This is a genomic window from Methylobacterium sp. BE186, assembly GCF_031457035.1.
In the GTDB taxonomy this organism is placed as follows: domain Bacteria; phylum Pseudomonadota; class Alphaproteobacteria; order Rhizobiales; family Beijerinckiaceae; genus Methylobacterium; species Methylobacterium segetis.
The window spans coordinates 172,894-185,524 of sequence record NZ_JAVDVV010000008.1 but is presented as its reverse complement, the minus strand read 5'-3'; the positions used below and the strand labels follow the sequence as shown (position 1 = coordinate 185,524).

The 12,631-nt window shown below is 72.3% G+C and carries 16 protein-coding genes; 6 read left to right on the top strand and 10 right to left on the bottom strand.

Features of this window, described 5'->3' with window-relative positions; all coding sequences use genetic code 11:
* The first annotated feature begins 397 nt into the window (after nt 1-397).
* Nucleotides 398-1,510: a branched-chain amino acid ABC transporter substrate-binding protein gene (locus J2X36_RS11705; protein ID WP_310349837.1), complete on the top strand. Its 1,113-nt coding sequence runs from the start codon at nt 398-400 to the stop codon at nt 1,508-1,510.
* Nucleotides 1,511-1,577: 67 nt separating this feature from the next.
* Here J2X36_RS11705 and J2X36_RS11700 read toward each other — a convergent pair whose 3' ends face one another.
* Nucleotides 1,578-2,147, bottom strand: a complete 570-nt coding sequence (locus J2X36_RS11700) for a protein-tyrosine-phosphatase (protein ID WP_310349836.1) — start codon at nt 2,145-2,147, stop codon at nt 1,578-1,580.
* Between the two features lie 226 nt (nt 2,148-2,373).
* On the opposite strand from J2X36_RS11700, the gene J2X36_RS11695 reads away from it, so the two are divergent.
* Nucleotides 2,374-3,486 (top strand): TRAP transporter substrate-binding protein DctP, encoded by a 1,113-nt coding sequence (locus tag J2X36_RS11695; RefSeq protein ID WP_310349835.1) that lies wholly within the window; start codon nt 2,374-2,376, stop codon nt 3,484-3,486.
* 3 nt (nt 3,487-3,489) lie between these two features.
* Here J2X36_RS11695 and J2X36_RS11690 read toward each other — a convergent pair whose 3' ends face one another.
* Nucleotides 3,490-3,624, bottom strand: a complete 135-nt coding sequence (locus J2X36_RS11690; protein WP_310349834.1) for a hypothetical protein — start codon at nt 3,622-3,624, stop codon at nt 3,490-3,492.
* Between the two features lie 508 nt (nt 3,625-4,132).
* Between J2X36_RS11690 and J2X36_RS11685 the strand changes: the two genes are divergently transcribed.
* Entirely contained in the window at nt 4,133-5,545 is a 1,413-nt protein-coding gene (locus J2X36_RS11685; protein ID WP_310349832.1) for a deoxyribodipyrimidine photo-lyase, read from the top strand.
* Nucleotides 5,546-5,629: 84 nt separating this feature from the next.
* Here the strand turns inward: J2X36_RS11685 and J2X36_RS11680 are convergent, their stop codons facing one another.
* The 3 genes from J2X36_RS11680 to J2X36_RS11670 form a co-directional block, all read right to left on the bottom strand.
* Complete coding sequence (locus J2X36_RS11680; RefSeq protein ID WP_310349830.1) at nt 5,630-6,070, bottom strand: DUF3597 domain-containing protein; 441 nt, start codon at nt 6,068-6,070, stop codon at nt 5,630-5,632.
* Nucleotides 6,071-6,168: 98 nt separating this feature from the next.
* A complete protein-coding gene (locus J2X36_RS11675; RefSeq protein ID WP_165937940.1) occupies nt 6,169-6,330 on the bottom strand; it encodes a hypothetical protein in 162 nt (53 codons plus the stop codon).
* On the bottom strand, nt 6,327-6,482 hold the full coding sequence (locus J2X36_RS11670; RefSeq protein ID WP_165937939.1) for a hypothetical protein: 156 nt from the start codon (nt 6,480-6,482) through the stop codon (nt 6,327-6,329). The genes J2X36_RS11675 and J2X36_RS11670 overlap by 4 nt, the downstream gene beginning before the upstream one ends.
* Nucleotides 6,483-6,754: 272 nt before the next feature.
* On the opposite strand from J2X36_RS11670, the gene J2X36_RS11665 reads away from it, so the two are divergent.
* The 3 genes from J2X36_RS11665 to J2X36_RS11655 are packed head-to-tail and all read left to right on the top strand — an operon-like array spanning nt 6,755 to nt 9,340.
* Nucleotides 6,755-7,777, top strand: a complete 1,023-nt coding sequence (locus J2X36_RS11665; protein WP_132255771.1) for an ABC transporter substrate-binding protein — start codon at nt 6,755-6,757, stop codon at nt 7,775-7,777.
* 46 nt (nt 7,778-7,823) lie between these two features.
* A complete protein-coding gene (locus J2X36_RS11660; RefSeq protein ID WP_132255770.1) occupies nt 7,824-8,576 on the top strand; it encodes an ABC transporter permease in 753 nt (250 codons plus the stop codon).
* A gap of 5 nt (nt 8,577-8,581) precedes the next feature.
* Nucleotides 8,582-9,340, top strand: a complete 759-nt coding sequence (locus J2X36_RS11655) for an ABC transporter ATP-binding protein (protein ID WP_132255769.1) — start codon at nt 8,582-8,584, stop codon at nt 9,338-9,340.
* 12 nt (nt 9,341-9,352) lie between these two features.
* Here J2X36_RS11655 and J2X36_RS11650 read toward each other — a convergent pair whose 3' ends face one another.
* The 5 genes from J2X36_RS11650 to J2X36_RS11630 all read right to left on the bottom strand — a co-directional run bounded on the left by J2X36_RS11650 (nt 9,353) and on the right by J2X36_RS11630 (nt 12,318).
* Nucleotides 9,353-9,586: a hypothetical protein gene (locus J2X36_RS11650; protein WP_310349826.1), complete on the bottom strand. Its 234-nt coding sequence runs from the start codon at nt 9,584-9,586 to the stop codon at nt 9,353-9,355.
* A gap of 138 nt (nt 9,587-9,724) precedes the next feature.
* Nucleotides 9,725-10,006 (bottom strand): hypothetical protein, encoded by a 282-nt coding sequence (locus J2X36_RS11645; RefSeq protein WP_132255767.1) that lies wholly within the window; start codon nt 10,004-10,006, stop codon nt 9,725-9,727.
* Between the two features lie 15 nt (nt 10,007-10,021).
* Entirely contained in the window at nt 10,022-10,198 is a 177-nt protein-coding gene (locus J2X36_RS11640; protein ID WP_165937938.1) for a hypothetical protein, read from the bottom strand.
* 521 nt (nt 10,199-10,719) lie between these two features.
* On the bottom strand, nt 10,720-11,028 hold the full coding sequence (locus tag J2X36_RS11635; protein WP_310349824.1) for a hypothetical protein: 309 nt from the start codon (nt 11,026-11,028) through the stop codon (nt 10,720-10,722).
* Nucleotides 11,029-11,214: 186 nt separating this feature from the next.
* Nucleotides 11,215-12,318 (bottom strand): PAS domain-containing protein, encoded by a 1,104-nt coding sequence (locus tag J2X36_RS11630; RefSeq protein WP_310349822.1) that lies wholly within the window; start codon nt 12,316-12,318, stop codon nt 11,215-11,217.
* Nucleotides 12,319-12,631 lie beyond the last annotated feature (313 nt).

Here is a 12,631-nt window from a genome sequence, read left to right as displayed (position 1 = left end):
CGCCCCCTTCACCGAGGTCCAGAAGGTCCTCTCCGCCTTCTCCGCCGCCTCCGGCCCCATCAGCGCCGCCGCCGCCACATACGCCTACACACGGTAAAGCCAGGGCGGCCGCGGGCCGGGCGTGGCAGCCCAGGCCTCGCAGCCCAGGCGTGCAGCCCAGGCGTCGCGGGTCCTTCGACCAAATCCCCCCTTGCCTTCCGGGGGGCGGGCGGCGTTTGCTGCGCGGGCGGGGTCGATCCACGACGGTCGGGTGTCGGATCCTCTCACGCGACGCTCGGGCGCCGGGGCCTCCCCCGGAGGCGGGGCGCTGCGTGAGGTGAGCCGGGCTGCGCCGGCCCGCGCGAAGGGGAGCGTCCGAGGCTGCTCGCGGGCGGCGCCGGGTGCTAGAAGAGGCCCGATGAGCATCAGACGCGTTGTCCTCTCGCTCGCCGCGGCGGCCGGCTTCTGCGCGCACGGGGCGTGCCCGGCCGCGGCGGAGATCGTGGTCGGGGTCGCGGTGCCGCGCTCCGGCGCCTACGTCGCGATCGGCGAGCAGGTCCTGCGCGGCATCGAGGCGGCCGCCCGCGACGCCAACGCTGCGGGCGGGCTGGACGGCGAGACCATCGTCCTCGACGTGCAGGACGATGCCTGCGATTCCAACAAGGCGACGGCGGTGGCCAACCACTTCGTGCAGTCGAAGGTGGGCCTCGTGGTCGGCCACGTCTGCTCGAACGCCTCGATCGCGGCCTCGGAGGTCTACGCGGCCAACGGCATCGTGATGATCACCGCGGCCTCGGTCGCCGCCAAGCTCACCGACCGCGGCCTTCCGACGATCTTCCGGGTCTGCGGGCGCGACGACGACCAGGCCCGGCTCTCGGCCACCGTGCTCGCCGAGCGCTTCCGGGACCGCAAGATCGCCCTCATCCAGGATCTCACCCCGGCCTCCCGGGGGCTCGCCGCCGCCACCAAGGACAACCTCAACCGGATCGGCATCAACGAGGCCCTGTCGGTGGCCTTCTCGCCGAGCGACGCCGACGATGCGGCGCTCGCCGACCGGCTCAAGGGCGCGGGCATCGACGTCGTCTATTACGGGGGCGACGCCGCCGAGATGGGCCGCCTCGTCCGGATCTCGGCCGAGCGGGCCTTCCGCCCGCAATGGTTCGGGACCTCCGCCATCGCCACGCAGGAATTCTCGAAGATCGCGGGGCCGGCGAGCAACGGCGTCCTGATGACCTTCTACCTCGACCCGAGCCGCCAGCCCGCCGCGGCCACCGTGGTCCAGGCCTTCAAGGCCGACGGCGTCGACCCGACAGGCTCCACGATCTACGGCTACGCCGCCCTCCAGGCACTGGTGGCGGCCGGCAACTTCGCCCATGCGAGCGACGCGCGGACCATCGCGGCGACGCTCCACCGGGAGCGCTTCGACCTCGTGCTCGGCTCGGTCGGCTTCGACGCCAAGGGCGACGTCACCGCCCAGGGCTACGTGCTCTACGTCTGGAAGGACGGCGCCTTCACGCCCGCGGGCAAATAGGCCTCTGGGCAAGTAGAGGCCCGCGGGCAAGCAGGCCGGCGCGGGCCGGGCGGGGGCGCGGGCGCCCTCAGCCCGCCCGCTGCGCGGCGTCGACCTCCGCCCCGCGGCCGAGGCCGCGCAGGAGGTCGGCGAGGTGGGGACGCACCGTGAGCTGGTGGGCGTGCAGGCGCCGCACCGCCTCGCTCAGGGTGCCGGAGCGGCCGAGCAGGTCGTCCGCGAAGCCGATCATCCGGGCGTTCGGCCAGGCGGGCTCGCGCAGGGCGTGGAGCCGCGCCACCAGCGCCCCGGCGCCGGCCCCCGGATCGGCCTGGGCGAAGAGGGCGAGGAGTGCGGCGGTCGAGCGCGACAGGCCGTAATGGCAGTGGACGAGGAGGTGGGCCGCCCCGCCGGTCTGCGCGCCGAAGGCGAGGATCGCGGCGACGTCGTCGCGCTCGGGCGGGGTCAGCCCCTCGCCCGGGCCGAGGCAATCGTGGAAGCGCAGCGTGGTGCGCCGGTGGGCGGGGAAGCGGCCGAAGATCTCGGGCTCCTCCGTGCCGGGATCGAGGAGCGACAGGACGTGGCTGACGCCGCGCTCGGCGTGGCCCGAGAGCTCTTCGAGGCCGCAGACGGTGTGGAGGGTGATGAGATCGGGCGTCACGCCCGCGCCGTAGCACGGGACGGGCGCGGTTTCGAGCGGGCCTCCGGCGTGATAGGGGCGGCTTCGGCCGCGCGGCCGAAGCGGCGGAGCCGGGGATCGGTTCGGCGGCGGAGCCGGGGATCGCTTCAGCGGCGGAGCCGGGGATCGTTTCGGCGCCGTCCCCGTTCGTGAACGGCGGCCGGGCCGACCGGCCTGCGACCCGAGAGACGAGTTCGAGCGAGACGTCATGGCCTCAGACCTGCCCCGGCCCTCCCTGCCGAGACGCGCCCTGCTCGCCGGCCTCGGCGGAGCCGCGGCGGCCCCGCTCGCCGCGCCCGCCCTGGCGCAGGCCGCGCCGGAGCTGCGCTGGCGGGTCGCCTCCGCCTACCCGAAGACCCTCGACATCCTGTTCGGCGCCTCCGAGACGCTCGGCCGCCTGGTCGGCGAGGCGACGGACGGGCGCTTCCAGATCAAGCCGCTCGCCGTCGGCGAGGCGGTGCCGGCCGAGGGCCTGATCGACGCCGTCGCCTCCGGCAGCCTCGAGATGGGGCACGCCCCCGCGACCCTCGCGGCGGCCAAGGACCCGACCTTCGCGCTCGCCACCGCCCTGCCCTTCGGTCTCAACGCCCGCGGCCAGAACGCGTGGTGGCACGCGGGCGGCGCCGCCGACCTCTTCTCCGAGGTCTTCGCCAAGCAGGGGCTGATGAGCCTGCCCGGCGGCAATACCGGGGCGCAGATGGGCGGCTGGTTCCGACGCGAGATCAAGACGGCCGCCGACCTCCAGGGCCTCAAGATCCGCATCGCCGGCCTCGGCGCGCAGGTCCTCGCCAAGTTCGGCGCGCAGCCGCAGGCGACGGCCGGCCCCGACATCTACGCGGCCCTCGAATCGAAGGCGCTCGACGCGGCCGAATGGATCGGCCCCTACGACGACGAGAAGCTCGGCCTGCAGAAGGTGGCGCCGATCTACCACTATCCCGGCTTCTGGGAGGGCGGCGCGATGCTGCATTTCTGGATCAATGCCGAGAAGTGGAAGGGGCTGCCCAAGACCTACCGGGCGGTGCTGCAGAGCGCGGCCGCCCAGGTCGGCGCGGAGGTCCAGGCGAAATACGACGCCCGCAACCCGGGGGCGCTGCGCCGGCTCGTGGCGGGCGGCGCGCAGCTGCGCCCCTTCCCGCAGGACGTGATGGAGGCGGCCCTCAAGCACGCCAACGACGTCTACGGCGAGATCGCGGGCAGGAACGCGGATTTCAAGCGGGTCTACGAGGCGATGAAGACTTTCCGGAACGAGGAGTATCTCTGGTTCCAGGTGGCCGAGTACACCTACGACAACTTCATGATCCGGGCGCGGGCGCGGGGCTGAGCCTCACGGCCCCGGCGGGCGCGCCGCCTCCGCCGCGTCGAGCCGCATATGCACGTCGTCGAGGCGCCGGTTCATGCGCCCGAGGCGTTCGATCACCCGCGCCTCGCGCTCGGACATCCCGTGGACGTCGCGACGCACGCCCTGCATCAGGCGCAGGATGAGGGTGTTGCCGGGGTCGGTGCTTCGTCGGCCATGCCGACAGGGTACGCCGAAGCGGCGGCGGCACCAGCAAACCGCAGGTTGAAAGAAAAAAGGCCACTCCCGAAGGAGCGGCCCGAAGTCTAGGGAGGAAACGCCCAAGGAGGGCAGCGGGACCGCGACGCCATCGCGATCTCGCAATGCACAATCTGAACCTTGCGCGCCGGATTGCAAGGGGATTGGGGCAGCAAGACTGTCGTTTGTCGTGCGCCCGCGCACATTGCCCTGGCTCTGTGTTCAAAATGTCGCATCGAGAGGAGGCAGGGTTTCGCCGGGTCTCGAGATCCCGTCGGCAAGTCCCGGCGCGATCAGGCTGCGCATCCGCGAAGATTCCGCGGGGTCCGACTGCTCGCGGGCACTCGGGAGGCCACCCCCGAGACCATGCGGCGCGCCCTAGGGACGGGCGGGCATCACGCCCTAGTTTGTCCGGGAAGCGACGGGGGCGGGCATGGCGATCCAGGCGGGGCGGGTACGGGTTCTCAAGGATGCGGAGCCGAGGGCGGGCGGGGCCTACGTGCTCTACCTCGTGCAGCAGGCCAATCGCGCCCGCTTCAACCCGGCGCTCGAACTCGCGGTCGAGGAGGCGAATCGGCTGGGCCTGCCGGTCGTCGCCTGTTTCGGCCTCCTCGACGGGGCGAGCGGCTTCCCGGAGGCCAATGCCCGCCACTACGCCTTCCTCCTGCAGGGCCTCGCCGACCTGAAGGCGGGGCTGGAGGCGCGCGGCATCGCCTTCGTGATGCGCAAGGCCTCGCCCGCCGAGATCGCGATCGAACTGGCCGCCAAGGCCGCCCTCCTCGTCCTCGACCGGGGCTATCTCGCGATCCAGAAGCGCTGGTACGGGGAGATCGTGGGCGCCGTCGACACCCGGATCCTGCAGGTCGAGGGCGACGTGGTGGTGCCCGTCGAGGTGGCCTCGGGCAAGCACGAATACGGCGCCCGCACCCTGCGGCCGAAGCTTCACAAGGTCTGGGAGACCTATCTCGAGCCCCTGCGCGCCCGGACGGTCGCCGTCCGCGCGGACGGTCTCGAGGTGGCGAGCGCGATCGATGGGGCGAGCGCGATCGACATGTCCGACCCGGACCGGGTCCTCGCCGGGATGAGCCTCGACCGCACGGTCGCGCCGGTGCGCCGCTTCCGAGGCGGCGAGAACGCGGCCCGGGCCCGCCTCAAGGCCTATCTCTCCGGGCCCTTCGCCGCCTACGGCACCGACCGGAACCGGCCGGAAGCGGGGGCAGCCTCGCATATGAGCCCCTACCTGCATTTCGGGCAGATCTCGCCCGTCGAGATCGCGCTCGCGGTGCGCGCGGCGAAGGCGGGCACCGCGGAGGACAAGCGTTCCTACCTGGAGGAGCTGATCGTCCGCCGGGAACTCGCGATGAACCACGTCTTCTACACCGAGCGCTACGATTCCTACGCGCACGCGGTCCCCGAATGGGCGCGCAGGACGCTGGCCGAGCAGGCCGGCGACCCGCGCCCCCGGACCTACACCGAGGAGGAGCTCGCGGAGGGGCGCACGCACGACGTCTACTGGAACGCGGCGCAGGCCGAGATGCGGGTGACGGGCTACATGCACAACCACCTGCGCATGTACTGGGGCAAGAAGATCCTCGAATGGTCCCCCTCCCCCGAGGAGGGCTTCGCGCGGACGCTGCGGCTCAACAACCGCTACTTCCTCGACGGCCGCGACCCGAATTCCTTCACCAACGTGGCCTGGGTCTACGGCCTGCACGACCGGCCCTGGGCCCGGCGCCGGATCTTCGGCACCGTGCGCTACCAGAGCGAGAACTCGCTGAAGAAAATCGACGCGAAGGCGTATCTGCGCGCGGTCGAGCGGCTCTGCGCGGCGGAAGCCGAAGGCTGAGCCGGTCCGGCCCGGCGGCCCCTGCGACCGCGGGGGCGATCCCGGGCGGGCCCGGGATCGGAGGTCGAGACGCGGGCGCCGCGCTCAGTCCTTGAGGTCGGCCGGGACCTTGCCGCCGTTCTCCTCCAGCTTCTTGATGACCTGCTTGTGCAGCCAGATGTTCATCGAGGCCGAGTCGTTCTTGTCGCCCGAATAGTGCAGCTCGTCGGCGAGCTGCTGGCGGGCGTGAAGGCTCGAATCGAGGTCGAGCAGCTTCATCAGGTCGACGATGGAGGTGCGCCAGTTCAGCTTCTGCGCGTTCTTGGAGGCCAGATCGTTGAGGACGGCCTCGACGTCGACCGGGCCGCCGGCCGGCGCCGCCGCGCCGCCGCCGCCGCCGGTCGTCGCCGTCGAGGCGGGCGCGCTCGACCCGGAGGCCGGCGCGCTCGAACCGCCGGCCGGGGCGCTCGGGGCGCCCGCGGCCTCCGCCGAACCTCCGCCGAACGGGTGCAGGATCTTGCTGACGATGCTGCCGATGAGGCTCATGGCATGACTCCCTGGATGTCTCGTGATCTCGGAGGATCGTGGGCCGCGTGCGGCGGCCGGTGGACAACGGCGGCCGGCTTGGCCGTGTTCCTCGGCTCTCAGCGCTGAAGCTGAAGCCCGGCGCCGAGCAGCGCCAGCCCGGCGACGAGGCACACCCCGCTCCACCGCTCCAGGGCCGGCGCGCGGGCCGGATACCGGAGCGAGGCCGCCGCGAGGGCGACGCCCGCCGCGAGGCACAGGAAGCTTGCGAGAACGATCACCCTGTCGCCTTGTCCTTGCCCACGTCCTTGCCGAGGAACGGGCCGGCCCTGCCCTGCGGGAAGCCGACGCGGCCCGGGCGCTCACGCCCGCCATCCCCTCGCTTCCGGCGGGCTTGGCCGAGATGATCCGCGCGGATCATCTCGACGGACATTGCACAGGCGAATCGCTCTGCGGGTTCAGATGTGCGGTGCATGGTCTTTGATCTGGTGATCCCACTGTCAAGACTGCCGCGTCCGGAGCTGAAGAGGCGCCTGAAACGGGGGCCGACCCGTTCGGGTTGCGGCTACACCATCAAACAACCTTTGGATGTAGCAGACGGGCCGCTCCCGGGACCGGGCAGGGAATTCACGCGGCCACAATGGTATTTGAAGTTTTGCCCGCCTGTGGCATGGGGACGACCCTATTCCCCGTCCGGATCACCGCATGCGCCTCCTCCCGGTCCTCAAGGCATGCCTCACGGCCGCCGCCCTCCTCGTCGCCGGCCCGGCCCTCGCGCAGAACACCCCCGTCCCCGTGCGCATCGGCGTGATCCCGGTCGTCGGCGCCGCCCCCGTCTTCGTGGCGAACGGCGAGGGCTGGCTCAAGGAGGCGGGCCTCGCGCCGAGCTTCACCACCTTCGAATCCGGCCCGAACATGATCCAGGCGCTGGCCTCGGGCACGATCGACGTCTACGTCGCCGGCATCGCGCCCCTCGCCGTCGCCCGCTCGAAGAACATCGACGTGCGCGTCGTCGCCGCGACCGCGATCGAGGAGATGGTCTTCGTCGCCGGCCCCAAGCTCGCCCCCTACTTCCAGGACGGGGCGAGCAAGGCCGAGGCGTTCAAGGCCTTCCGCGCCAAGGAGGGCCGCGCCGCCCGCCTCGCGACGCAGCCCCCGGGCTCGGTGCCGAACACGACCCTGCAGCACTGGCTCTGGCAGGTCACCAAGACCGACAAGGCCGATGCCGAGATCGTGGCGATGGGCATCGACGCGACCCAGCAGGCGCTGCTCGCCGGCGCCGTCGACGGCGCCTCGATCCGCGAGCCGGCGCTGACCATCGTGCAGACCCGCAACCCGGCCATGAAGCTCGTGGCGACGGGGGGCGAGATGTTCCCCGACCAGCCGGGCACCGTCGTCGGCGTGTTCGGCGCCTTCGCGGACAAGAACCCGCAGGCCGTCGAGGGGCTCGTCAAGGCCGTGGTCAAGGCGACCGAGCTGCTCAAGACGGATCCCGCCCGCGCGGCCGTGCCCGTCGAGCAGGCGCTCGGCAAGGGCATCACCGACGTCGCCACGATCCAGAAGGCGCTCACCTCCCCCGCCTCCCGCTTCACGGCGGACCCGCGGGCCATCATCGAGGCGACGAAGAAGATGCAGGCCTATCAGGTCAGCATCGGCACCCTCGACAAGGACATCCCCGTCGACGGCCTGTTCGTGTCGAGCTTCTACGAGAAGGCGACGCGGCGCTGACCCGGCGCCCGGCGCCCTCCCCGAAGCCCGCCCCGACGCGCAAGCCATGAGTCTGGTCCGCTCGACCCTGCTCGCCGCCGCCGGCCTCGCCGCCTTCCTGCTGTTCTGGGAGGCGATGCCCCGGCTCGGGCTGATCAACCCCGCCTTCCTGCCGCCGCCGAGCACGATCCCGCCCGCCTTCCTGCGCGAGGTCTCCCTCGGGATCTGGCCGGAGGCGGTGCTGTCGAGCCTGAGCCACTACGTGGCGGGCCTCGCCGCGGGGGCGGGGGCCGGCGTCGGCCTCGGGCTCCTCAGCGGCATGTCGCGCAGCTTCGAGGCCTTCACCGCCTGGATCGTGCGGCTGCTGCGCCCGATCCCCGGCCTCGCCTGGGTGCCCTTCGCGATCATCTGGTTCGGGGTGCAGCCCTCGGCCGCCGTGTTCATCATCGCGATCGGCGTGTTCTGGATCGTGTTCTTCGCGACGCAAGGGGCGGTGCGGGGCGTCGACCGCGACCTGATCGAGGTGGCGCAGGCCTTCGGCTTCCGCTCGCCCCTGGCGCGGCTCGCCAAGATCCTGCTCCCCGCCGCCACCCCCGGCATCCTCGTCGGCCTGCGCACGGCGCTCGGCCAAGCCTGGATGGCGGTGGTGGCCGCCGAGATCTTCGGCGTGCCCGGCGTCGGCCAGCGCATGATGCAGGCGTCGAGCCTCCTCTCCACCGACATCGTGGTCGTCTACATGCTCACCATGGCCGCCCTCTACGGCCTCTTCGATTCCGCCTTCGTGGCGCTGCAGGGCTGGCTCCTGCGCTGGCGGGCGTGACGGCGATGGGCGACGCGATCATCGACATCCGGGCCCTGAGCCTCGCCTACGAGCGCGGGGGGCAGCGCAACGTCATCCTGTCGAATCTCGACCTCAGCATCGCGCGGGGCGAGTTCCTGGTGATCGTCGGCGAGTCCGGTGTCGGCAAGTCGACGCTCCTGCGGGTGCTGATCGGCCTCGCCCGGCCGAGCTCCGGCAAGGTCCGGCTCGACACGAGGCCCGGCTGCCGCACGCCGATGGCCCTCGTGTTCCAGGATGCGCGGCTCCTGCCCTGGCGGCGGGTGATCGACAACGTCGCCTTCGGCCTCGAAGGCTCGGGCCTCTCGAAGGCGGAGCGCCGCGCCAGGGCCGCCGAGATGCTGGCCCTCGTCGGCCTCGGCGACCTCGCGCGGCGCTGGCCGCACCAGCTCTCCGGCGGCCAGCGCCAGCGCGTCGCCATCGCCCGGGCGCTCGCGGTCGAGCCGGACGTCCTGCTGATGGACGAGCCGTTCTCGGCCCTCGACAGCTTCACCCGCGAGGGGCTCCAGGACGAGCTGCAGCGGATCAAGGCGCAGACCGGCAAGACGGTCCTGTTCGTCACCCACGACATCGACGAGGCGGTCACCCTCGCCGACCGGGTCGTCGTCCTCGCCGGCAGCCCGGGGCGGGTCGCGGCGGAGGTGCGGATTGACGTGCCCCGCCCGCGCCAGCGCCGCGACGCCGCGCTGCTCGAAGCCGCCCGCAGCCTGAGGGGGGAATTGTCCCGGCGCTCCGCCGACCTGTGAGCCGGGACCCGCTCAGACCTCGCTGAAGGCCTGGACCAGGGCGAGGCAGCGCCGGCGCAGGTCGGGATCGGAGATGCGGTGGAAGGCGGAGATCAGGGCCGCGCATTCCGCCTTGGACGGCTCGCTGCCGCAGGCGGCTGCGCCCGCCTCGTAGAGGTCGACGAGCGACAGTTCGAGCGTCTCGGCGATGCGGCGGAGCACCCGCTCCCGCTCCGAGACGGCGGCCGGTAGGGACAGCCTGGGCATGGCGCCCGCATCCGTCATCGTGATCCCCCGATCTTCCCTGACGCCAGGGTTGCACGCGTGCCCGCGATGAACGCTCCGGTCAATGGGTTGCGCGCGATCAACTTTCCTTGATCGCGCGCTCCGCAGGCCGGACGGGGATCACACCGTCCGGAACAGGACGAAGGCGCCTCCCGCGAGCACGCCCGCCCCGAGCAGGCGCCGCCAGGGATTGACGCCGCGCAGCACCTCGTCGCCGGCCCAGACCGCGAGGCAGGCGGCCGCGACGAGGCGCAGCGTGGCGCCGCCTGCCCCGTCCGGCCCGAGGAGATGCGCCGCCGCGCTCGACCCGGCGAAGAGCCAGAGCGGCAGGTTCGGCCATTGCGCGACGGTGATCCGGCCCGTGCGCCGGTCGCGGAAGAGCCAGTCGAGGAGGCGGCGCAGGGTTCGTCGGGCTCCCTAGGCGCCCTCGGCCTGGCGGATCGGCGCGCAGATCTGCGGGCTGACCTTGTCGAGATGGACGCAGGCATTGTCGCGGTACCACGCGCGCAATTGCGGCTGCGAGGGCGCCACGTACATGGCGACGAGGACGAAGCCTGCCGCGATCAGGATGAGGAGGAGGAGAAGGTTGCGCATGGGCGACTCCGCGTGGACAGACCCCCCTAACCGCACGCAGCTGAACAATACCAGACCGCGCGGGCGCGGGCCGAGCAGGCCGCTCGCGAAACGGCCCGCCTTCTCGGGAGAAGGCGGGCCGTGTCGGCCTTGGGAAGGCGAATCGGTTGTTGAGACCTGAAGCGAAACGGCCCGGAACCGCGAAGGTTCCCCGCCATGACGGTGATTCGCGTTAACGGCGCGGCCCATCTCGGCGAAGCGTTAACACCGCGTCAACGCTGATGTGGGGATTGTCTGTGAAACCGGGCGGATCGTGACGATTCACACTGCGGAACGCCGCCGGATCCGCGACCTTCGATCCCGTCCCGCATGACGCGGGGGCGTTGCGGACGAGGATGCGATGAGCGAGCGGATCGAAGACCTGAAGTTCATCATGACGCTCGCCGTCGTAGTCCTGTGCGGCAGCGGCCTCGGCGCGCTCCTGCGCTGACCCCTTCCCTCGCGGACCTTTCCCTCGCGACCTCTGCCTCGGGACCCGGCCCTCACGCCGCCGCGGGCACCGCCGGACGGGTTTCGGGCATGTCCGGGTAGGCCCGGCGCAGGGCGTCGCGCGCTTCCGACGGGGCTTTCGGCGCGTCGTCGGAGGCTGCGGGCGCGACCTGCTCCCGGACGGGAGGCGGCGGGACGGGAAGGCTGCGCGGCGCCTGCCGGACCGGGTGGCCGGAGCGCAGGAACCCTTTCAGCTCCGCGGCCTTGGCGCTCCGCTCGGCCCGCAGCAGCAGCAATCCGAAGGCGAGCGTGATCAGTCCGGCCGTCTCCAGAGCGGTCGCGATCACGTATCCCGGGGCCATGGCTTCCCATCCGAGTCGCGCCGCCGGAGGGGTGGCGTCGCAACCCCCGGTTTCGATCCCAATGGTTAGTGAACGCTTAACCGTCCGGCGCCGTACGGGGGCGGGTCCCGGAACGGGACGCCCCCTCCCCGCCCGCCGTTGAGGAAGCCTTGACCGATGCGCCGAGCCGTCCCGGCTCGCGCGCGCTCAGGCGATTCGCCCGGGATCCTCCGGGAGCGGCACCTCCAGCCGGCAGGCGAACCCGCCCGGCGCGAAGGCGAGGGCGGTGCGCGCCCCGATCTCGTCCGGCAGCACCCGCTCCAGCAAGGTCGTGCCGAAGCCCGCGCGGGCGGGCGGGCGGACGGGCTGCCCCGCCCCGGCCTCGACCCAGCGCAGGATCAGGCGCGGCGCCCCGCTCCGGCGCTCCACGCGCCAGCGCACCGAGATCGTCCCGGCCGCCTCGGCGAGCGCCCCGAACGAGACCGCGTTGGCCGTGAGTTCGTGGATCGCGAGGCCGAGGAGCTCGGCGGCCCGGCCGCGCAGGGTGACCTCCGGCCCCGCGATGCGGACGCGGCCGCGCTCGGACGCCTCGAAGGCGGAGAGCTCCTCGCCGACGATGTGGGCGAGGCCGAGCCCCGGCCGGCTCTGCAGGGCCGCGACCTTGAGGCGGCCCGCCGCCCGAAGGCGGTCGTCGAGATGCAGCACGAGTTCGTCCGCGGCCTCCGCGGTGTCGGCCGTGCGGCGCACGATCGAGCGCACCAGCCCCAGGGTGGCACGGACCTCCCGCACCGCCAGTGCCCGCGCGGCCTCGGTTCCCTCCGCCTCGGCCCGTCGCGCGAGGGCCGCCTCGGCCTGCGCTTCGAGGTCGTGCAGGCGGCGGTGGGGATCCGGCTCGACATAGCCCTCGGGCCCGACCTCCCGCTGCAGGGAGATCCAGTGGGTCAGGGCGCCGGCCTCGTCGCGCAGCGGCGTGATGTGCCAGTGCAGGATGTAGGGCGTCCCGTCCCGGCGGTAATTCGTCGTCGTGCCCTCGAACGCCTCCCGCCGGGCGAGCTCGGCGCGCAGCCGGTCGAGCGCGGCGCGATCCGTCAGGGGGCCCTGCAGGATGCGCGGGCTCCGGCCCGCCACCTCCTGCTCCGGATAGCCCGTCAGGCGGGTGAAGGCCGGGTTGACGTAGGCGATGACCGGCCCCGGCGGCTCGAGCGCGGCGGTGGTGATGACGACCGCCTCGCCGATGGAGTCCAGCGCAGTCCTGAAAAGCGAGGAGCAAAATTTGTAGTTGTCGCCATGGCTGCTGCCAGTATTCGGCATGCCAGAAACGGAAGGCATCTCGAACCACGCCCTGTCGTGTGCGTTGCGGCGACGCTTCGGCGCCGGGAATTGGGTCGCGTGCCGACGATCGGCGGCCACTCTAGCAAACTCGTGCCTCAGCGCGTGCATGAATTCTTGCATCCGCACAAGTGCTGTTCCGATTCGCACGCAGGGCTCGCGCGGGCGGGCGCGGCCGTGGCGCGCGATCCTGGCGCGCGATCCTGGCGCGCGATCCTGGCGCGCGATCCTGGCGCGCGATCCTGTCCCACCGGGGCGGGGCCGTCTAAGCTCGGCCGCACCCTCGCGAGGAACC